Genomic DNA, 20977 nt, shown 5'->3' with positions numbered 1-20977 from the left:
CCTAGGACCGGGCGAACCTAGGACCGGGCGAACCTAGGACCGGGCGAACCTAGAACCGGGCGAACCTAGAACCGGCCGAACCTAGAACCGGCCGAACCCAGGACCGGCCGAACCTAGGACCGGCCAGACCTGGGACGGCGCCGGCTGTGTGAAGCGGTGGTGCCGAACACCGAAACCTTGTAACAGCTTGAGGGAGCCATTTATGAGTACGCTCCGGCAGCGGTTCGACCGCTGGATGCAGACCCGGACGTTGCCGGGGCTGACGCCTGGGCCGCACGAGATCGAGATTCGGCGGGATCTTCGGGTGCCGATGGAGGATGGGGTGGAACTGCTTGCCGACCTGGTCGTGCCGGTAGGAAAACCGGCGGGGACACCAGCGGGGACGGCGGCGGGGACGGCGGCGGGGATACCAGCGACGACACCAGCGGGGACGGCGGCGGGGACGGCGGCGGGGGTGCTGCCGACGATTGTGATTCGGGGGCCGTATGGCCGTCGTGGGCGGGTGGCTAAACAGGCGTACGCGCTGGGGCGTGAAGGTTTCACCGTGCTGTTTCAGAGCTGCCGCGGCACCTGGGGGTCCGGCGGGGTCTTCACCCCGCAGGTCGACGAGCAGCGGGACGGTGCGGCCACCCACCGCTGGGTGCGTGAGCAGCCCTGGTACACCGGGCGGACAGCGACGTTCGGTGCCAGTTACATGGGCTTCACCCAGTGGGCGGCCGCCGCTCACGCCGACGCCCTGTGCCTGCAGGTGACGATGCCCGACTTCGGTGCGGTGACCTGGGACAACGGGGCTTTTGCGCTGCGTAACGCGCTGGGCTGGACGCAGATGATGGACCGGATGATCCGCCAGGATTTCCTGCCGATGCTCCTCGGGATGCTGCGGCCGGATCCGGCGTTGAAGCGGGGGTTCGCGACACTGCCGTTGAGTGCCGGTGACACGGCCGCTACCGGGCGCGAGGTGCACTGGTACCAGGACTGGGTGAGGCACGAGAGTCTGGCCGACGAGTACTGGACCCAGCAGTCGCACACCGCCGCGGTGCCCGGGGTGACCGCGCCGGTCTACATGATCACCGGCTGGTACGACATCTTCCTGCCCTGGCAGATCCGCACCCACGCGCTGCTGACCGGGGCCGGGCGCCAGCCCCGGCTGACGATCGGCCCGTGGGGGCACTCGGACGCGGAGCTGGACGCGACGGCGGTAGGCGAGGCGACCGCGTTCCTCAAAACCGAGGCCACCGCGTTCCTCAAAACCGAGGCCACCGCGCTCCTGAAAACCGAGGCCACCGCGCTCCTGGAAGGCGAGGACGCCGCGCTCCTGACGGGCGAGGCGCGGGAGTTGCCGGTCCGGGCGTATCGCACCGGCGCCGGTCAGTGGCACGATCTGCCGTCCTGGCCGCCGCCCGGTGTCACCGGGCAGACCTGGCACCTGCATGACGGCGGGCGGCTGCACACCGATCTTCCGCAGGGCGGGATCACGTCGTACGTCTACGATCCCGCCGATCCGACCCCGGCCTCCGGCGGCCCGAGCCTGGAGCCGAAGCAGGGCCCGGTCGACGACGCCGCCCACGAGTCCCGCCCGGACGTGGCGGTGTTCCGCGGCGACGTGCTGACCGAGGACGTCACCCTGGCCGGCACCCCGGTGGCCCGGATCCGTTTCCGGTCGTCGCAGCCGAGCGCGGACGTGTTCGTCCGGATCACCGACGTGCACCCGGACGGCCGCTCCATGTCCGTGTGCGACGCGATCAGGCGGGTGGAGGCGGCCGCCAGGGAAGACAAAGCAAAGACGGCCACCGGGGTAGGCGAAGCGGAGACGGCCACCGGGGTAGGCGAAGCAAAGACTGCCACCGGGGTAGGCGAAGCGGAGACGGCCACCGGGGTAGGCGAAGCAAAGACAGCCACCGGGGTAGGCGAAGCGGGGGCGGCCACCAGGGAAGAAGAAGCGGGGGCGGCCACCGAGGAGAGTGAGGTGGAGATCGAGCTGTGGCCGGTGTTCCACCGGTTCGCGGCCGGTCACCGGATCAGCGTGCAGGTCAGCTCGGGCGCCCACCCGCGCTACGCCCGCAACCCGGGGTCGGGCGAGCCGGCCGCGACGGCCACGGAACCGCACCGGGCGACGCAGGAGATCTCCCACGACCCGGTCCGCCCGTCCCACCTGGACCTGCCGGTGTGGCCTGATCAAAACAGGTTGTAGGCTCCGCGTCGCAACAGGACAGTGGCGGGGAGAGACGTCGACATGATCAAGCCGCTGCGGCCGGACGACCCGGCCACGCTCGGGGACTACCAGCTGACCGGCCGGCTCGGCTCGGGCGGGATGGGGTCGGTCTTCCTCGGCCTGGCGCCGGACGGCCGCCGGGTGGCGATCAAGATGGGCCGCGCGGAGCACATGGACGAGGCCGAGTTCCGGGGCCGGTTCCGCAGCGAGGTGACCCGGTCCCGGCAGGTTCCGCCGCTGGCCACCGCCGCGGTGCTGGACGCCGATGCCGACCACGACCCGCCCTACCTGGTGGTCGAGTTCGTGGACGGTCCCAACCTGGCCGCCCTGGTCCGCGATCAGGGTCCGCTGGCCGGGGCCACCCTGCACCGGACGGCCACCGGCCTGGCCACCGCGCTGACCGCGATCCACGGCGCCGGGGTGATCCACCGGGATCTGAAGCCGGACAACGTGCTGGTCGCCCCGGACGGTGTGAAGGTGATCGATTTCGGCATCGCCCAGGCGTTCGACGTGACCAGCCGGCACACCAAACCGGATCGTCTGGTCGGCACGATCACGTACATGGCGCCGGAACGTTTCGACCCGGTGGCCGGGCGCTCGCTGACGGCGGCCGCCGACGTGTTCGCCTGGGGCGCGGTGGTGGCGTTCGCGGCGACCGGGAACACCCCGTTCGCCGGGGACTCGGCGTCGGCGATCGCGATGCGCATCCTCTCCGGCACGCCGGACCTGACGGGACTGCCCGGCTGGCTGCGGCCGCTGGTGGACCGGGCGCTCACCCGGGATCCGGCGCGCCGGCCCACCGCACGGGAGCTGCTGGACGCCCTGCTGCGCGGGGAGCAGCCGGTTGACCCCGTACCGGCAAAGAAGTGGAAGTGGAACTTTTTTGGACGCCGCTGATAAAAGACGTGACCCCGGAAGTTGATCTTTAGGTTTCCTTCTAGTCAAGTCGTCGTCGTGTTAGGACGGGGTGTGGCGACGACAGTGGCGCCGACGAAACTTGTCGATACCTGTGAAGGAAACACATGACTGGGTGGAAAGCCCTGTTAGCGGCCGCGGTGCTGGTGCCCCTGACGCCGTCGGCGGCCTACGCGGCCCCCGCGGAGATCTCGGCGTTCGACGCCGTCGACCAATTCATCGGCACCGAACTGGACACGACGCAGAACAAGAGCAACGACGCCTACGGGAACACGTTCCCCGGTGCGGCGGTCCCGTTCGGCATGGTGCAGCCGAGCCCGACGACCTGGGCCGAGGGCAACGCCAACGTCGGGCAGAAGGGCGGCTACGAGTACACCGCCTCGCTGATCCGCGGTTTCGGCATGACCCGGCACTCGGGCACCGGATGCACCGGCCGGTTCGGCGGCTACGAGTTCCCCACCATCCCGTACGCCGGTGAGCTGACCGACGGGAAGCTGCCGTCCAGCCCGGCGTCGGCGATCAAGGACTACTACCTGCCGTTCCGTCACGCCAACGAGACGTCGCAGCCCGGCTACTACGGGGTGAAGCTGGACAACGGCGTCGAGGCGGAGCTGACCGCGACCGCGCGTACCGCGGTGAGCCGTTTCGACTTCCCGAAGAGCGGCGCCTCGACGCTGATCCTGGACGTCTCCGGGCCGAACAACCGGACGTTCGGCAGCGAGGTCACCATCGACGCGGCGAACCGGACGGTCTCCGGCTGGATGTACGGCACCGACGTCTGCGACGTGGGCAACCTGTACAAGGCCTACTTCTCCACGAAGTACGACCACGCCTTCGAGTCGTTCGGCACCTGGACCGACGAGGCGCTGACCGCCGGCTCCGCGCACGCGATCAAGAGCACCACCGACACCGGGGTGGACTACCGGCACGACACCGGCGCCTGGGTCACCTTCCAGCAGGGTGCGAAGGTGCTGGCCAAGACCGGTTTCAGCTATGTCGGCGTGGCCAACGCGGCGCTCAACCGGGACACCGAGGTCGGTAAGGACGGCTTCAACGACGTCAAGCACGACGCGAAGAAGCTGTGGAAGGACGCTCTCGGCACCGTCGACGTGGACGGCGGCACGACCGAGCAGCGCACCAAGTTCTACACCGCGATGTACCACTCGTTCCTGCACCCGAACGTGCGCGAGGACGTCAACGGCCAGTACACCGGCTTCGACGACCGGGTGCACGTGATCGATCGCGGTCACCACTTCTACAAGAACATCAACTTCGCCGGGTCCGGCTGGGACGCGTACCGCAGCCAGGTGCAGTTGCTCGCCCTGACGTTCCCGCAGGTCGCGAACGATATCAACCGGTCGATCGTGGCGCTCACCCAGCAGAAGGGCACCTGGGCGCCGGGTGCCGCCCGCATGCAGGGTGACAACTACCAGGTCATCCTCGCGACGCTGGACGACATGGGCGCGACCGACTACGACCGGGCCGCGGCGCTCGCGTCGATGAAGGCCACCCAGACGCTGCCGGCTACGAGGACCACCCGGTCGGACGGCTACCAGTACTTCTCCACCGGACTGATCGAGAACGCCAAGAGCGACTTCGCGACGTCCCGGGTCCTGGAGTACTCGATCGACGACTTCGCCATCGCGCAGCTCGCCCAGCGGCTCGGCGACACCGCCGCCTACGACTACTTCTCGGCGCGTTCGCAGAACTGGATGAACGTGTTCGACCCGGTGTCGAAGCACATCATGCCGCGCTCGCGCAACGGCTTCGACCGGAGCTACGACCTGCGGGTCCGTGAGGACTCGGCCGGTCGCGGCCAGTTCAACCAGTCGACCGGCCACCAGTACGGCTGGCTCGTTCCGCACAACCTGTCGGCGCTGATCGAGGCCCGGGGCGGGATCGCGGAGTCGACCGCCGCGCTGGACAGGCTGATGGAGCGGCTGGACGCCGGAGCCTACACGCAGACCGGAAACTATCTGTCGAATCAGCCGGCCTTCGGCACCCCGTGGGTCTACCACTGGCTGCAGGCGCCGGCGAAGGGCACCGACGTCCTCTACCGCGCGGTCGCCGAGATGTACGACACGACGCCCTCCGGCCTGCCCGGCAACGACGACCAGGGTTCCCTGAGCGCCTGGTACGTCTTCGCCGGCATCGGCCTCTACCCGGCCGTTTACGGCACCGGTGACCTGGTGGTCAGCGGCCCGATGTTCGACCGGATCACGATCAACCCGGCCGGTGCGGCGAACCGCAAGATCAAGATCAACGCGGCGGGTACGGCCACCGGCGCCCGCTACGTCAACGCGCTGAAGGTCAACGGCAAGGCGCAGACCGCGTCCTGGATCGACAGCTCGTTCCTGGCCCGGGGCGGCACCCTCGACTTCACCATGAAGTCCACGGCGAACAGCTGGGGCACCGGCGCCGCCGACGTGCCGCCGTCCTACACCGACGGCACCGACGCCCGTAACAACGCCGGCACCACGCCGGACGGCCAGGGCAACCTCGGCTCGCTGGACCTCAGCGACTGGTCGCTGTCCCGCACGTCGCTGGCCGCGGCCGGCGTGACGCCCGGCGCGACCGTGCCCGGCACGTCCTTCACCTGGCCCACCGCCGAGCCGGGCAAGTCGGACAACTGGATCCCGCACGGCCAGAGGATCGCCGTCGGGAAGGCCGGCCGCACGCTGTCCTTCCTCGGCCTGTCCACCAACGGCCCGGCCACCGGAACCGCGGTGGTTACCTACACCGACGGCACCAGCCAGGACGTCCCGCTCACCCTGAGCGACTGGGCGGCGAACCCGGCCGCGGGCGAGACCGCGCCGATCACCCTGGCCGGCCGCAACAACGTCAACGGCACGGCCGGAACCGGCACCTTCCGGATCTTCGCCTCCGCCCCGGCCGGCCTGGACGCGGCGAAGACGGTGGCGTCGGTGACCCTGCCCCGGAGCACCGACAAGGGCATCATGCACGTCTTCGACGTCACGGTGAATCAGTAGACGGTCAGACCGTGCGCCCGGAACCGGCCGTGCACTCGCTCCAGCAGCTCGGCTGACGGAGCGGGGGTGTCGGCCAGCGGGAAGGGCAGGTTGAGGGCGGCGTACTTGGCCGCCCCCAGACGGTGGAACGGGAGCACCTCGACCCGTTCCACCGTCGGGATCGAGGCGGCCACGGCGGCCACCGACTCGACGTTCTCCTCGGCGTCGGTCAGCCCCGGGACCAGGACGAAGCGGATCCAGATCGGGATGCCGCGATCGGCCAGGCGGTGCGCGAACGTCACGGTCGGTTCCAGGCTGCCGGTACGCGTGACCCGGTGGTACGTCTCTTCGTCGCCGGACTTGACGTCCAGCAGCACCAGGTCGGTCACGTCGAGCAGGGCATCGTCGGCCTTCGCCCCGAGAGCGCCACTGGTGTCCAGAGCGGTGTGCAGTCCCCGCTCGTGACAACGGGTGAAGATCTCCCGTACGAAATCAGGCTGTTGAAGGGCCTCACCACCGCTCAGCGTGACGCCGCCCCGGGCGACCTTGATGAACCGCTCGTAGCGCAGGATCTCCGCCATCAGCTCGTCGGCGGACATCGGCCGGCCGCTGCGCCGGTACCACGTGTCGGGGCTGTGGCAGTAGAGGCAGCGCAGCGGGCACCCGGCCAGGAACGCGACGAAGCGCGTCCCCGGCCCGTCGACGCCGGTCGAGACGTCGAACGAGTGCACACTCCCGGTAACGGTCACAGCGAGCCGTGGAACGTCCGGGAGATGACGTCCCGCTGCTGCTCCTTGGTCAGCCGCACGAAGTTCACCGCGTAGCCGGACACCCGGATCGTCAGCTGTGGATATTTCGAGGGGTTGGCCATCGCGTCCTCCAGCGTCAGCCGGTCCAGGACGTTGACGTTCATGTGGAAGCCGTGCCCGTCGGTGTATCCGTCCAGCACCCCGACCAGGTTGTCCACCTGCTCGTCCTTGATCCGGCCGAGACCGTCCGGGGTGGACGTGATGGTCAGCGAGATCCCGTCGCGGGCGCTGCGGTACGGCAGTTTCGCCACCGACAGGGCCGCCGCCACCAGGCCGTGCTTGTCCCGCCCGTTCATCGGGTTGGCGCCCGGAGCGAACGGCTCGCCGAGACGCCGGCCGTCGGGTGTGTTGCCGGTGTGCTTGCCGTAGACCACGTTCGAGGTGATGGTCAGGACCGACAGGCTGGGCTCGGCGCCCCGGTACATCGGCTGCCGGCGGATCTTCTCCATGAACCGGTCCACCAGGTCCACCGCGATCGTGTCCACCCGGTCGTCGTTGTTGCCGAACGTAGGGTAATCGCCGTCCACCTCGTAGTCCACCACCAGCCCGGTCTCGTCCCGGACCGGCTTGACCTGGGCGTGTTTGATCGCCGACAGGCTGTCCGCGGCGACCGAGAGCCCGGCGATGCCGGTGGCCAGGAAACGGTGCACGGGGTAGTCGTGCAGGGCCATCTCCAGGCGTTCGTACGCATAACGGTCGTGCATGTAGTGGATGACGTTCAGCGCGTCCACGTAGGTCTCGGCGAGCCAGTCGAGGGTCTTGTCGTAGGCCTCGAAAACCTGGTCGTAGTCCAGGACGTCGTCGCCCAGCGGCTTCATGAAGGGTGCCACCTGCGCGCCGCTGATCTCGTCCCGGCCACCGTTGATCGCGTACAGCAGCGCTTTGGCCATGTTGGCCCGCGCCCCGAAGAACTGCATGTCCTTGCCGACCCGCATGCCCGAGACGCAGCACGCGATGGCGGCGTCGTCACTGAGATACGGCCGCAGCAGGTCGTCGTTCTCGTACTGGATGCTGCTGGTGTCGATGCTGACCCGCGCGCAGAACCGCTTGAACCCCAGCGGAAGCCGCTGCGACCAGAGCACCGTCATGTTCGGCTCCGGCGCCGGCCCCAGGTTGTAGAGCGTCTGCAGGTACCGGAAGCTGGTCCGGGTGACGAGCGGCCGGTCGTCCGCCCCGATGCCGCCGATCGACTCGGTCACCCAGGTCGGGTCGCCGGAGAACAGTTCGTCGTACTCCGGCGTCCGCAGGAACCGGATGATCCGCAGCTTGATCACGAAGTCGTCGATCAGCTCCTGGGCGAACTCCTCGGTGATCCGGCCCTCGGCGATGTCCCGCTCCAGGTAGACGTCGAGGAAGGTGGAGGTCCGGCCGAGCGACATGGCCGCGCCGTTCTGCTCCTTGGTGGCGCCCAGGTAGGCGAAGTACAGCCACTGCACCGCCTCCTGCCCGGTGGTCGCCGGACCGGAGATGTCGAAGCCGTAGGACGCGGCCATCCGCTTGAGTTCGCCGAGCGCCCGGATCTGTTCGGAGATCTCCTCCCGGTCGCGGATCACGTCGGCCACCGACAGCCGCGCGTTCAGCGCCGTCTTGACCTGATGGCGTTCGGCGATCAGGTGGTCGACGCCGTAGAGGGCGACCCGGCGGTAGTCGCCGATGATGCGGCCACGGCCGTAGGCGTCGGGCAGGCCGGTGATGATGTGCGAGCGGCGGGCGGCGAGCACGTCGGCGGGGTAGGCGTCGAACACCCCGGCGTTGTGGGTCTTGCGATAGTCGGTGAAGACCTTCTTGACATCAGGATCCATTTCCCGGCCGTACGCCTGGAGCCCGTTCTCCACCATCCGCAGTCCGCCGAACGGCATGATGGCCCGGCGCAGTGGCGCGTCGGTCTGCAGGCCGACGATCAGTTCGGTGTCCCGGTCGATGTATCCGGGGGCGTGCGCGGTGATGGTGGACGGCGTCGTGGCGTCGACGTCGTAGATGCCGTCGGCGCGTTCCCGGACGAACATCGTGGACAGCCGGTCCCAGATCTTCGTGGTGCGCCCGGTGGCCCCGGCGAGGAAGGCGGCGTCGCCGTCGTACGGCTTGACGTTGTCGTGGATGAAGCCGGCCACATCGATCCCGGTACGCCACGTCGAGCCCGCGAAACCGCGCCACGCGTCCATGTTTCCTCCCAGCATGACCCCTCCTAGTGGTTCCTCCCCAGGGTCGCGTTGCGGTGTGCCGGGCGGGCAGGGTCGGAAGTCCCGGATCGCCGGGGAAGGCGAACGGTGGCCACCGTGCCACCCCCGTCGTTCTCACTCAGGGTGATGGTGCCGCGGTGCAGCTCGACGATCGCCCGGCTCAGCGCCAGGCCCAGACCGGCGCCGGGGATGCCGCTGTGCCTGGCGTTCGAGGCGCGGTAGAGGCGGGCGAACAGCTGGGTGTGCTCGCCGGCCGGGATCCCGATCCCCTTGTCGGTCACGCAGAGTACGGCCGCGTCGTCGTCGGCGGTCAACGTGACGTGCACCGCCGTCCCGTCCGGGCTGTACTTGACCGCGTTGCCGACCAGGTTCTCCACCACCTGCCGCAGCCGGGCCCGGTCGCCGGGGATCGGCAGCCGCTCCGGGATCTCGCTGTGCACCTCGATGCCGGCCAGCGCGGCTGTCACCACCGCCGCCAGGTCCACCTCGGCGAGGGTGAGGCTGGCGTGCCCGGCCTCCAGCGCGGCCAGGTCGAGCAGCCGTTCGACAAGCGAGCGCAGCCGGGCGTTGTTGCGTTCGATCACCCCGAGGAAGTCGCGGATCTCGCCGACGGTGGTGGTGTCCGGCTCCTCGTTGATCAGGTCGGTGTAGGTGCCGATCGACGTCAGCGGGGTGCGCAGCTCGTGGCCGACCAGGGCGATGTACTCGCCGACACTGGCCGCGAGCTGGTCGGCGAGCTCCTCGGAGCGGCGGCGTTCCAGGTACGACCCGATGTGCCCGGCGATGCCGCTGAGCATCACGGTCAGGGCCGGGTCCGACTCCTGCGGCTCCAGGGTGAAGAAGGCGAGCACCCCGATCACCTTCTCGGCGCTGAGCACCGGCACCGCCATCGCGGTCCGGTAGTGCTCGGCCTCGGCCATCACCGGCACGTCGGGCGCCCGCAGGTCCGGCACCCACACCGGCTCGCCGGACTCCCAGCAGGCCCCGGAGAGGCCCTCGCCGCGTTTCAGGGTGGGCGGCAGCCGCAGCGGGGGAGACCCGGGCGCCAGATGGGTGGCGGCCGGGCGCAACCGCTCGGTGACGTCGTCGACCAGCCACAGCCGCAGGTACGGCCAGCCCAGCTCGGCCGAGATCGCGCGCAGCACCTCGGCGCCGGCGCGTCCGGTGTCGGGGGCCTGCACGAGCGCCTTGAGGACCTCGGTGGTGCAGTGTTCGTACTGCCGCTGCTGATGTTCCGGGGTGACGTCGTGCACCGCGGCGACCGCGCCCAGGATCCTGCCGGTGTCGTCGCGGACCGGCCGGGCGTTGATCGCGAACCAGCGCCGCCGGCCCTCCCGGTCGTGGGCGAGCACCTCGTCGTGGTCGATGTCCTCACCGGCCAGTGAGCGGTAGAGCGCCACCTCCTCACCGGGCAGCGAGCTGCCGTCCGGGCGGCGCAGCCCGAACCGCTCGGCCCAGTCCCGGGCCGGCACCCCCAGGCTCTCGTCGCCGAACAGGTCGCGGACCGCCTGGTTGACCACGACCAGCCGGCCCTCCAGGTCGCAGGCGACCACCCCGGCGTCCAGGCTGCGCAGCAGCGCCTCGGTGAAGGCCGGGTCGTGCCGGGCGCCGGCCGGGGCGTCGATGCAGGAGCGCAGCGTCTCGGTCAGCTCCTTGACGCTGAACGGTTTCGGCACCACGGCCAGGGCCTCGGCCTGGGCCAGGGTGGTGTCGCCGGGCGGCAGATACGCGGTGATCAGCACGACCGGGACGTCGGCGGTGCCCGGGTTCTCCCGCAGCGCCCGGCACATCTTGATGCCGTCCAGGTGCGGCATGTCGACGTCGGCGACCACCAGATCGGGGCGGCCGGCCAGCGCGGCCTCGAGACCGGCCCGCCCGTCGGAGGCCAGGGTGGCCTGATGACCGAGCCGCCGGACCACCTCGGCGATGACCGCCTGATGTTCCGGGTTGTCCTCCACCACCAGCACTGAAGCCATGCTGTCAGCCTAAATCATATTAAACCCGGCAGAGGTTTCGTACGCGGCCCCGGCGGGGTACTGTCCGCCCGCACACGAGACAGGTGGGGTGATGAATGAGCGAACTCACTGCTCACCTCGACGTCCCCTTGGACCGCGGTGCCCCGTCGTCCTCCCGGCACGCCGCGATCGCGGTGCTCACCGGTTGGGGTTTCCGCGACGACGACTGGCTGGACGCCGCCGCTGTGGTGGTCAGCGAGCTGGTCACCAACGCCGTCCGGCACGGTGGTGGCTGCATCTCGCTGCAGATGGAGGCACACGACGGGCGTGTCGTGGTGTCGGTGGCCGACGGCTCGGCGGTGGTGCCCCGCCGCCGCGACCCGGACGGGATCGGCGGCCGCGGGATCGCCCTGATCGAGGCCCTGTCGGTGGGCTGGACGGTGCAGAACCACCAGGGCGGCAAACGGGTCCGGGTCGAGCTGCACCCCTGCCCGTCAGATGGAGAACCGTCCGGCGGCCGCGCGTAGGCTGTCGGCCAGCCCCTGCACGTCCTGCGCGGTGCGCTCCACCTCACCGACCGCCTGCCGGCTGGCCGAGGTCCCGTTCGCCACGCTGGCGATGTTGCCGGCGATGTCGCTGACCCCGCTGGCCGCCTCGGTCACCCCGCGGTTCATCTCGGCCGTCGTGGCGCTCTGCTCCTCGACCGCCGACGCGATGGTGGTCTGGAAGTCGCTGATCTGCTCGATGATCCGGCTGATCTCGTCGATCGCGGTGACCGCCTGACCGGTGTCGGCCTGGATCGCGGCGATCTGCTCGGAGATCTTCTCGGTGGCCCGCGCGGTCTCCTGGGCCAGGTCCTTGACCTCGCCGGCCACCACCGCGAAACCCTTGCCGGTCTCGCCGGCCCGGGCCGCCTCGATGGTCGCGTTCAGCGCCAGCAGGTTGGTCTGCGAGGCGATCGCGGTGATCGTCGCGATCACGTCGCCGATCTGCGCCGACGAGACCCCGAGCCGGTTGATCGTCTCGCTGGTGGCGCGGGCCGCGGCGACCGCGCCGGAGGCCACCTGGGCGGCCTCGGCGGCGTTGCGGGAGATCTCGGTGATCGCCGAGCCCATCTCCTCGGAGCCGGCCGCGACGGTGTGCACGTTGCCGGAGACGCCACCGGCGGCGTCCGCGGCCATCCCGGCCTGCCGGTCCGCCTCGGCGATCGAGCTGTCGATCTCCCGGCTGACCCGGCGCATGGTGTCCGAGGCCGTGGTGAGCCGGCCGCCGTTCTCGACGATCTCGGCGACCGTGGCGCGCACCCCGGAGACCGCCTCGTCGACGGCCCGGCCCATGACGGCGATCTCGTCGCGGCCGGTGGTGTCGGCCCGCACCGTCAGGTCACCGCGGGCCATCCCGCGCAGCACCTCGACCAGCCGGCCGACCGGGCCGGTCACGCTGCGGGTCACCGCGACGCTGAACAGCACGGCGACGGCCACGGCGACGAGGAAGACGAACGCCATGACGGTACGGGCGGTCGACGCCTCGGACTGTGCGGTCTCGGCGGCCTCGTCGGCACGCCCGGAGACCGAGGCGACCAGTGGCGCGGTGGCCTCGTTGATCTTGGCGTAGACGGCGTAGCTGCTGTCCAGCAGGACCTTGTCGCCCTCGTCGATCCGGCCCGCCGCGTACAGCGCGACCATCTGGTCGTCGGCCCGCACGTACTCGTCCCACAGACCGGTGATCGTGGTGAAGTACCCCCGCTCGGCCGCCGTCATGACCGACGTGTCGGTGGCGGCGAGCAGCGCGCGCAGCGCCGCCACGTCCGCCACGAAACCGGCCCGGTTCTCGCTCGCCGGGTCGACGGCCTGCTTCGGCCCGATCCGGCGGGTGTCCCACACGTAGGCGATCTGCCAGCCCGAGATGTCCCCGTTGTAGTACTTCTGTTCGTCCACCTGGTGCATCAGGTGCTGCAGCTTCTGCAACTCCTGCGCCGAGGTCGCCTGCCGGGCCAGACCCCAGGCGCCGATCCCGACCGCCACCCCGACCAGCACCAGCACGATCAGGAAGGCGCTGCCCAGCCGCCCGGACAGGCGCACCCGGCGCAGCATCTCCATCGGCCCGGTCATCCCGGGATCGACATCCGTGCGACGGTCCCGCGGCCCGGGCCCTCCGACTCGACGGTGAGCCGCCCGTCGTGCGCCCGCATGATCCGCTCGGCGATGCTCAGCCCCAGGCCGACACCGGGAACCGCCTGTTCCCGGGCGTACTGGCCGCGGTAGAACCGCTCGATCACGTGCGGCAGTTCGTCGGCCGGGATGCCCGCGCCGGTGTCGATCACCTCGACGGTGCGGCCCTCGATCCGAATGATCACCGGCTGCCCGGTGGTGCTGAACAGGACCGCGTTGCGGACCAGGTGCTCGGCGGCCTGGCTGAGCCGGGTGAAGTCACCGGGCACGGTGGCCTTGCCCTCGGGCGCCTCGATCACGATCGGCACGTCCCGGGTGCCCGCCTGCGACCGGCACGCGGCCATCGCGGCCTCGGCCACCGCCACCAGGTCGGTCAGCGAGCGCAGCAGCGGCAACGGCGCGGCCGCCGGCCGCGTACCGGCGAGCAGGTGGTCCACCATGCGGACGAGCCGCTCACCGTTGCGCTGGATCGGGTCGATCAGGCGGCGGTACGGGGCCAGCTCCTCGTTGTCGACGAGCAGCTCCAGATAACCCTGGATGGTGGTGACCGGGGTGCGCAGCTCGTGCGACACGGTCGCCACGAAGTCCTCCTCGCGGCTGATTGCCCGGGACAGCTCGTCACCCAGCTCGGCCAGCAGCATCCGGTTGCGCAGCGCGGCCAGGTGCCCGGCGGCCTGCCCGGCCATCGTCCAGAGCAGGTCCAGTTGCTTCTCCTCGGCCTCGCGCGGCTTGTCGTCGAGCACGCACACGCTGCCCAGGGTGTGCCCGTCCTCGTCGATCAGCGGCACCCCGGCATAGAACCGGATGTTCGGCGCGCCCTGGACGTTGTCCCAGGCCCGGTAGGCCGGCTCGGCGAGGGTGTCGGCGACCACCAGCGGCCGCTGCCCGGCCACCACCCGGCCGGCGAACGAGGTGGCCAGCGGCCCGCCGTCACCGGGCATCCCGGTCTTGCCGGCGAACCACTCCCGGTCGCGGCCCACCAGGGTCACCGCCGACATGGGTGCGTCGAAGACCGCCCCGGCCAGCCTGGTCAGCTCGTCCAGCACCACCGGCCGAGGGGCGTCGAGCAGGTGATAGCTGTGCACCGCCGCCACACGGGCATCCTCGCCTACCGCACTCACATCTGTGTCCGTTCTTCCAGTACCGCGGGTGGGTTCGCCGCCGTGCCTCGTGGTTCGCAATTCGGTCGCACGCGGGAGCCGTCTGAGGAGTTCGCCGCAGGGAAAATCCTGCCGCGCTGAACGCTCAGGCATTCGGCGAATGCGGCGATAGGGGTGCACGTACCCCCACTACGACCGGTCACGAGATGAAGGAGACCTCTATGCGGACCGAGCTCTACCGGTCTGGTGATGTCGAAACCCGGGCCAAGACGCTGCCGACGCTGCTGCTCGTCGACGACGAGGAGAGCGTCCTGGACACGCTCTCCATGCAGCTGGGGCGCGACCACCGGCTGCTGCTCGCCGCGAACGCCGACGAGGCGCTGCAGCTGCTGGCCGACAACGACTCGGTCGCCGCGGTGATCAGCGACATGCGGATGCCGGGCATGGACGGCATCGAACTGCTGGGCCGGATCCAGGACGACTACCCGGACGTCATGCGGATCCTGCACACCGGTTTCGGGGACATGAACACCGCGATCGCCGCGATCAACTCCGGTGGGGTCTACCGGTACGTGCCGAAACCGGCCACCCGCGAGGACATCCTCGACGTGGTGCAGTCGGCGGTCACCAAGCACGACCACGCGATGGCTGAACGCGACATGGTCGACACCACCCTCAAGACCAGCCTGCAGGCCCTCTTCGGCATCCTGGAGCTGTCCAGCCCGTCCGGATTCGCCCGGGCCGGCCGGATCCGCGAGCTGGTCGCCGAGCTGACCCACTCCCTGGAACTCGACGGGCTCTGGGAACTGGAGGCCGCCACGATGGCCTCGCAGCTCGGCGCGGTCACCCTGCCGCCCGAGGTGATGAAGAAGCTCGTCGACGGGCAGTCCCTCAACCCGGACGAGCAGGCCCAGGTCCGCGCGATGCGCAGCATGGTGCTCCCGCTGATCAAAGAGATCCCGATGATGGAGAACGTCGTCGCCATCGTCCGCGGGCTGGCCGGTGAGGCGCCGCCGCCCGGAGGCTGGTCCGGCCTGGTCGAGGGCGCGATCAGCGTGATCAAGACCGCCATCGAGTACGAGACCGTCTTCGCCCGTACCCACGACGCGGGTGTCGCCATCGCCTTCCTGGACCAGCAGGGCGGCCTGGCGCCGCACGTGCTGTACGCGCTGCGCCTGGTGAAGGGTGTCGAGGTCTCGGCCCGCAACACCACCCGGGCGTGTGCGATCGCCGACCTGCAGATCGGGATGCGCCTGGCCTCGGACGTCACGGCGGTCAACGGCCTGGTGCTGATCGGCCGGGGCACGGTGGTGACCGAGATGATGCTGGACCGGCTGGCGAACTTCTCCCGCGTGGTGGGTCTGGTCGAGCCGGTGCTCACCGCGGCCTGACCCAGCGGTCATGCGTACTCGCCCGCGAGAATCAGAACCGCACGAACGGCGCCGCCCACCTCGAGCTCGAGGTGGGCGGTCGTGGTCTCCGGGTCGGCGACGATCCCGGCCCTGGCCTGGTCCTCGATCCGCGCACAGAGCGTGGCCAGATCCGTCGCGCCGATGTTGGCCGCCGAACCCTTCAGACTGTGTGCCTGCTCGCGCACCAGCCCGGCGTCACCCTGCCGGAGCAGCCGCGCCAACTCGTCCGCCGAGGCCGGAGCCTTCGCGGCGAACGAGTTGAGCAGCCGGGCCATCAGCGCCAGCTCGGCCGGCGACGGGTCCGCCTCGACCAGATCGGCGAGACGGGCCCGGACGCCGGCCACCCGGGCCTCGTCCTCCGGCTGCGTGGCGGTCTCCATCAGGACATGGTGCGCCCGGCCCCGTACTCTCCGGGCCGATTCGCGGGGATTAGCGCCTGTTTCTATACAGGCGCTACGCTCCCCAGCTGGCCTGTGTGCCACCGACCCGTTCGGCGGTGACGGTGGCGGCGTACCCGGAGGCCTTGAACGCCTTGACCGGGTCGCGTGGCAGACCGCGAGCCTCCCGCCGATCGGCGAGGGCCGCCCGCACGTCGGTCTCGTAGGCGTCCATCAGCACCTCGTTGGCGCCGAGCACGTCACCCTCGCGCTGCGCGGTGGCCAGCGCGTCCTGGTCGATCAGCAGCGCCTTCGCGAGGGCCTGCTCCACGTTGAGGACCGACCGGATCTGGCCGGGGATCTTCTCCTCGATGTTGTGGCACTGGTCGAGCATGAAGTTGACCCCCGACCCGGGCCGGTGCGCGTCCACCGCGACGATCTCGGACAGGATCCGGAACAGCTGGAACGGGTCGGCCGACCCCACGATCAGGTCGTCGTCGGCGTAGTAGCGCGAGTTGAAGTCGAACGCGCCCAGCCGGTTCTGCCGCAGCAGCTGCATCACGATGAACTCGATGTTGGTGCCCGGCGCGTGGTGGCCGGTGTCCAGCACCACCTGCGCGCGCTCGCCCAGGGACAGGCAGTGCAGCAGCGACGTGCCCCAGTCCGGGATGTCGGTGCTGTAGAAGTACGGCTCGAAGAACTTGTACTCCAGCAGGATACGGTGATCGTCGTCGGAGGCGTCGTAGATCTCCCGCAGCGACTCGGCGAGACGCTCCTGCCGGCCGCGCAGCGAGTCCTGCCCGGCGTAGTTGAGACCGTCCGGCAGCCAGATCTTCAGATCCTTCGAGCCGGTCTGCCGCATCACGTCCAGGCAGTGCTTGTGGTGGTCGACGGCCTTGCGGCGGATCGCCGGGTCCGGGTTGCAGAGCGACCCGAGACGGTAGTCGTCGTCCTGGAACACGTTCGAGTTGATCGCGCCGATCCGCACGCCCGCCTTCTCGGCGAACTCGCCCAGATCGCTCCAGTCCTCGACCAGGTCCCACGGGATGTGCAGGGAGACCCGGTTGGCGAGCCCGGTCAGGCGGTTGACCTGCGCGGCGTCCGAGATCTTCTCGTACGGGTCGCGCGGCCCCCCGGGACGGGTGAACACCTTGAACCGGGTGCCCGAGTTCCCGTACGCCCAGCTCGGGACCTCGATCGTGAAGCCGTCCAGGCCGTCCAGGTTCATTGCTGTGCCTTCCTTGTCATGCTCTTCTGGCCCTCACGTTCGGGGTTGTCGATCGACTCGCGATGCTGCCGTTCGGTGCAGGCGATCATGACGAGCCTCCGTACTTGCGGTTGGTGAGCCCGTTCAACAGAGCGGCGAACACCAGCACCGAACCCAGGGCCAGGAGCTGGTACTGCGAGCCCTCGTTGCCGACGAAGGCGAGCAGGATGCCGGCGTTGAGCCAGACGATGAGCAGAGTGGCGAGCACGACCCCGGCGACCCGGCCGATGCCACCGGTGATCGCCACGCCGCCGAGGACGGCGATGGTGATCGCGGGCAGGGCCATGCCGTTGCCGGAGACGCCCGCGTCCGGGCGGGCCGAGGCGAACTGCCCCACCGTCACCACGGCCACCAGGCCGGAGATCAGACCCGCGTAGACGTACGCCTTGAAGCGCGTGTCCCGGACCGGGAGCCCGGCCCAGCGAGCGGCGACGTCGTTGGTGCCGATCGCGTAGAGGCGCCGCCCGTAGGTGGTGCGGGCCAGCAGCAGCCAGACCGCCACCACGGTGGGCAGCAGGAACGTGAAGATCCCCAGTGGCACGTCGGGGAGGTACTCGCCGATCAGCGGCAGCTCGACCGGCTTGCTCATCGAGAACAACTCCTGGATCGGCTTCGTGCTGATCGGCTGCTGGTTGTTGATCACGATCGCCAGGCTCTTGTACGCGTAGAACGTGGCGAGCGTGGCGATCAGCGCCGGGAAGCCGATGTAGGAGACCAGGAAGCCGTTGACCGCGCCCAGCAGTGCACCGAAGGCGGCTGTTCCGAGGATCGCCAACCACAAGGGCCAGCCCCATTCGCCGTACGCGAACCCGAAGCCCATGCCGGCCAGGGACACGATGGCGCCGACGCTCAGATCGATGCCGCCCCGTCCGGACATGATGACCAGGAGTTCCGCGAGGCCGAGCATGGCCAGCGGGACCGCATTGATCAGGCTCGCCGACATGTAGTCGAAGTCGTAGGGGGCGGTGAGATAACCGCCCGCGTCGTTGATGAAGAACGTGACGACGACTACGACGATCAGGACCGCGAGGAGGGCGATGCGCTGGGTTAGGAGAATTCGGATATAGTCTGTTTTTTCCCGTTGTTTGGTTGCGGTCGCTGTCATCGGGACCTCCTTGCCCGCGCGCGGAGCAGGTCGGCGCCGACCGCCACGATGATGAAGATGCCGACGAACAGGTCGGAGAGCTGCGAGCGCCAGCCCAGCTGGGTCACGCCCGAGGCCACCGACTGCACCAGCAGCGCGCCGAGCAGGGTGCCCAGTACCGAACCGCGGCCGCCCATGATGCTGGTGCCGCCGATCACGACCGCCGCGATCACCGCCAGCTCCTTGCCCGAGCCGACCGACTGATCCAGCGTCGAGGTGCCCTGCGCGATCACGAAACACGAGGCCAGGCCGACCAGCAGGCCGGTGAGGACGTACGCCAGCAGGATCCGGCGCTGCACCCGGACACCCGCCAGCCGGGCCGCCTGCTCGTCGCCGCCGATCGCGAAGAAGTGCCGGCCGCCCGCGATGTTGCGCAGGTACCACCAGACGGCCGCGGTGATCAGCACGGTGATCAGGAACGCGTGCGGGATCCCGAGCGTCCGGCCGTCCGGGCCGCGGCCGAAGAACGCCAGGGTGCCCGGGATGCCGTTGACCGTGCCGGAGCCGAAGATCTGCAGGCCCAGGAACATGAAGAGGTTGGCCGTACCGAAGGTGATGATGATCGCGTGGACCCGGCCGTACGCGATCAACAGGCCGTTGACCAGGCCCAGCACACCGCCTGCCGCGACCGCGAGGAGGACCGCGACCGGCAGGTTCACCTCCGCGCCGACCAGGGCTTTCGCGGTCAGCACCGAGCAGACCATGATCGCGCCGCCGACACTCACGTCGATGCCGCCGGTGATGATCACGATGGTCATCGCGACGCCGATCAGGGCGATCGGGGCGGTCGACACCAGCAGCGGCTGGATCGAGCCGGCGGTCAGGAACGCGGGGGTGCTCAGGGCGAGGGCCGCCCACAGCACCGCGATCACGCCGACCAGCACGATCTCCTGCCCGGTGACGAGGTTCGGTAGCACCCGCTTCTTGACCCGGGCCGGTTGTTGCATCGTGGCTGTCACTCTTTTGCTCCCGCCGCCGCGGCCAGCAGGTCCACCTGGCTGGCGTCCGGGCCGAATTCGTCGGTCGTCGTGCCGCCGCGGACCACCTGGATCCGGTCGGCGATCCGCAGCGCCTCCGGCAGGTCCGAGGTCACCACCAGCACCGCGGTGCCCTCCTCGGCCAGCTCGGTGATCAGGCGGTGGATCTCCTCCTTGGCGCCGACGTCGACACCCTGGGTGGGCTCGGCCAGCACCAGGACCTTCGGGCGCTCCACCAGCTGCCGGGCCAGGACCACCTTCTGCGCGTTGCCACCGGACATGGCGTTGATCGCCTGACGTTCGTGCGGGGTCTTCACCGCCAGACGCTTGATCAGCTCCTGGGCCTTGGACTTCTCCAGGGCGCGGTCGATGATCGTGCCGAACCTGGACATTTTTTGTAGATGCCCGGCGGAGATGTTGAAGGCGATCGACTGGAAGCCGAACATGCCCTCGACCTTGCGGTTGGCGGGCAGGAGCGCGATCCCCAGTCTCTGGGCGTGTTGCGGGTTCCGGATCTGAACCGTTTCATTCGCCAGCCTGAGGGTTCCGCTGGTCGCCTGGTCGATGCCGTAGACGCAGGCCGCGATCTCCGAGACACCCGAGCCGACCAGACCGTAGAGGGCGACGATCTCGCCGGCCCGTACGGTCACGTCGACGTCGTGGAATTTCCCTTTTTTCTCCAGTTTTTGCAGCTGGAGGACCGTCGGCCCGTCCGGGACCTCGCGGTGCGGGCGGGCGTCGGAGAGCTCCTCGCCGACCATCAGGTGGGCGATCTGCCGCACGGTCAGATCCTTGATGTCGTACGTGCCGATCGTGCGCCCGTCCCGCATGACGGTCACCTCGTCCGCGATCCGGAACAGCTCGTCCAGGCGGTGCGAGATGTAGATGACGCTGACACCGGCCTCGGTGAGCCGCTTGACGACGTCGAACAGCACCTCGATCTCGGCGTCGGTCAGGATCGCCGACGGCTCGTCCAGGATCAGCACCTTCGCGTCGGCGGCCAGGGCCTTCGCGATCGACACCTGCTGCTGCTCGGCGACGCTCAGGGTGCCGACCTCGGCGGTGGCGTACCGCTCCGGCAGGCCGAGCAGGTCCAGGAGCTCGACGACGCGGGTGTTCTGGGCGGACCAGTCGATTTTTTTGTAGGGCGTGCGGATCTCCCGGCCCAGGAAGATGTTCTCGGCCACGGTCAGCTCCGGGAACAGCTGCGGCTCCTGGTAGACGGTGGCGATGCCGAGGTCGATCGCGGCCGTCGTGGAACCCAGCTTGACCGGCTGGCCCTCGAACTCGATCTCGCCGGTGTCGGCGGTCACGGCGCCCGCCACGATCTTGATCATCGTGGACTTGCCCGCCCCGTTCTCACCGACGAGGGCGTGGACCTGGCCCGCTCGTACGGTGAAATCGGCATGTTGAATGGCCCGCACCGCGCCGAACCGCTTGGAGATCGCGGTCAGGCGCAGGCGGGGCGTCTCGTTGTCGTTGGTGTTCA

15 protein-coding genes are annotated in these 20977 nt (G+C 69.7%); 5 read left to right on the top strand and 10 right to left on the bottom strand.

Annotated elements, in window-relative coordinates; translation table 11 throughout:
• The first annotated feature begins 202 nt into the window (after positions 1–202).
• The 3 genes from Aco03nite_RS51105 to Aco03nite_RS51095 all read left to right on the top strand — a co-directional run bounded on the left by Aco03nite_RS51105 (position 203) and on the right by Aco03nite_RS51095 (position 6117).
• The gene (locus Aco03nite_RS51105) at positions 203–2191 is read left to right on the top strand and encodes a CocE/NonD family hydrolase (RefSeq protein ID WP_203810275.1); all 1989 of its coding nucleotides are present in this window, start codon (positions 203–205) and stop codon (positions 2189–2191) included.
• 42 nt (positions 2192–2233) lie between these two features.
• Positions 2234–3109, top strand: coding sequence for a serine/threonine-protein kinase (locus Aco03nite_RS51100; RefSeq protein WP_203810273.1), 876 nt, complete (start codon positions 2234–2236; stop codon positions 3107–3109).
• 125 nt (positions 3110–3234) lie between these two features.
• Positions 3235–6117 (top strand): GH92 family glycosyl hydrolase, encoded by a 2883-nt coding sequence (locus tag Aco03nite_RS51095; protein WP_203810271.1) that lies wholly within the window; start codon positions 3235–3237, stop codon positions 6115–6117.
• Here the strand turns inward: Aco03nite_RS51095 and pflA are convergent.
• From pflA to Aco03nite_RS51080, 3 genes are read right to left on the bottom strand one after another with little or no spacing between them, the layout of a single operon-like run.
• Positions 6111–6845 (bottom strand): pyruvate formate-lyase-activating protein, encoded by a 735-nt coding sequence (gene pflA / locus Aco03nite_RS51090; RefSeq protein WP_203810269.1) that lies wholly within the window; start codon positions 6843–6845, stop codon positions 6111–6113. The two genes, Aco03nite_RS51095 and pflA, sit on opposite strands and share 7 nt — an antisense overlap.
• Positions 6842–9082: a formate C-acetyltransferase gene (pflB, locus tag Aco03nite_RS51085; protein WP_239146132.1), complete on the bottom strand. Its 2241-nt coding sequence runs from the start codon at positions 9080–9082 to the stop codon at positions 6842–6844. The genes pflA and pflB overlap by 4 nt, the downstream gene beginning before the upstream one ends.
• Positions 9083–9090: 8 nt before the next feature.
• Positions 9091–11061 carry a hybrid sensor histidine kinase/response regulator gene (locus Aco03nite_RS51080; RefSeq protein WP_203810267.1) on the bottom strand — a complete coding sequence of 657 codons (1971 nt, stop codon included), beginning with the start codon at positions 11059–11061 and terminating at the stop codon, positions 9091–9093.
• Positions 11062–11156: 95 nt separating this feature from the next.
• Between Aco03nite_RS51080 and Aco03nite_RS51075 the strand changes: the two genes are divergently transcribed.
• Positions 11157–11567, top strand: coding sequence for an ATP-binding protein (locus tag Aco03nite_RS51075; RefSeq protein ID WP_203810265.1), 411 nt, complete (start codon positions 11157–11159; stop codon positions 11565–11567).
• Here Aco03nite_RS51075 and Aco03nite_RS51070 read toward each other — a convergent pair.
• Positions 11535–13151 carry a methyl-accepting chemotaxis protein gene (locus Aco03nite_RS51070; protein WP_239146131.1) on the bottom strand — a complete coding sequence of 539 codons (1617 nt, stop codon included), beginning with the start codon at positions 13149–13151 and terminating at the stop codon, positions 11535–11537. The genes Aco03nite_RS51075 and Aco03nite_RS51070 overlap by 33 nt on opposite strands.
• Positions 13148–14305: a GAF domain-containing sensor histidine kinase gene (locus Aco03nite_RS51065; protein WP_239146130.1), complete on the bottom strand. Its 1158-nt coding sequence runs from the start codon at positions 14303–14305 to the stop codon at positions 13148–13150. Before Aco03nite_RS51065 ends, Aco03nite_RS51070 begins: the two co-directional genes overlap by 4 nt.
• Positions 14306–14532: 227 nt before the next feature.
• Between Aco03nite_RS51065 and Aco03nite_RS51060 the strand changes: the two genes are divergently transcribed.
• Positions 14533–15702: a response regulator gene (locus Aco03nite_RS51060; protein ID WP_203810261.1), complete on the top strand. Its 1170-nt coding sequence runs from the start codon at positions 14533–14535 to the stop codon at positions 15700–15702.
• An 8-nt stretch (positions 15703–15710) separates the two neighbouring features.
• Here the strand turns inward: Aco03nite_RS51060 and Aco03nite_RS51055 are convergent, their stop codons facing one another.
• The 5 genes from Aco03nite_RS51055 to Aco03nite_RS51035 all read right to left on the bottom strand — a co-directional run.
• Positions 15711–16103 (bottom strand): Hpt domain-containing protein, encoded by a 393-nt coding sequence (locus Aco03nite_RS51055; RefSeq protein WP_203810259.1) that lies wholly within the window; start codon positions 16101–16103, stop codon positions 15711–15713.
• 73 nt (positions 16104–16176) lie between these two features.
• Positions 16177–17328: an L-rhamnose isomerase gene (rhaI, locus tag Aco03nite_RS51050; RefSeq protein ID WP_203810256.1), complete on the bottom strand. Its 1152-nt coding sequence runs from the start codon at positions 17326–17328 to the stop codon at positions 16177–16179.
• Positions 17329–17413: 85 nt separating this feature from the next.
• Positions 17414–18472: an ABC transporter permease gene (locus Aco03nite_RS51045; RefSeq protein WP_203810254.1), complete on the bottom strand. Its 1059-nt coding sequence runs from the start codon at positions 18470–18472 to the stop codon at positions 17414–17416.
• Positions 18469–19470: an ABC transporter permease gene (locus tag Aco03nite_RS51040; protein WP_239146129.1), complete on the bottom strand. Its 1002-nt coding sequence runs from the start codon at positions 19468–19470 to the stop codon at positions 18469–18471. Before Aco03nite_RS51040 ends, Aco03nite_RS51045 begins: the two co-directional genes overlap by 4 nt.
• On the bottom strand, positions 19467–20977 hold a 1511-nt coding region (locus Aco03nite_RS51035; protein ID WP_239146128.1), incomplete at its 5' end, for a sugar ABC transporter ATP-binding protein. The genes Aco03nite_RS51035 and Aco03nite_RS51040, both read right to left, overlap by 4 nt.

Source organism: Actinoplanes couchii (genome assembly GCF_016862075.1).
In the GTDB taxonomy this organism is placed as follows: Bacteria; Actinomycetota; Actinomycetes; order Mycobacteriales; family Micromonosporaceae; genus Actinoplanes; species Actinoplanes couchii.
Note: the sequence above shows the minus strand (reverse complement) of the source record. Positions and strands in the feature narration are given on the sequence as shown.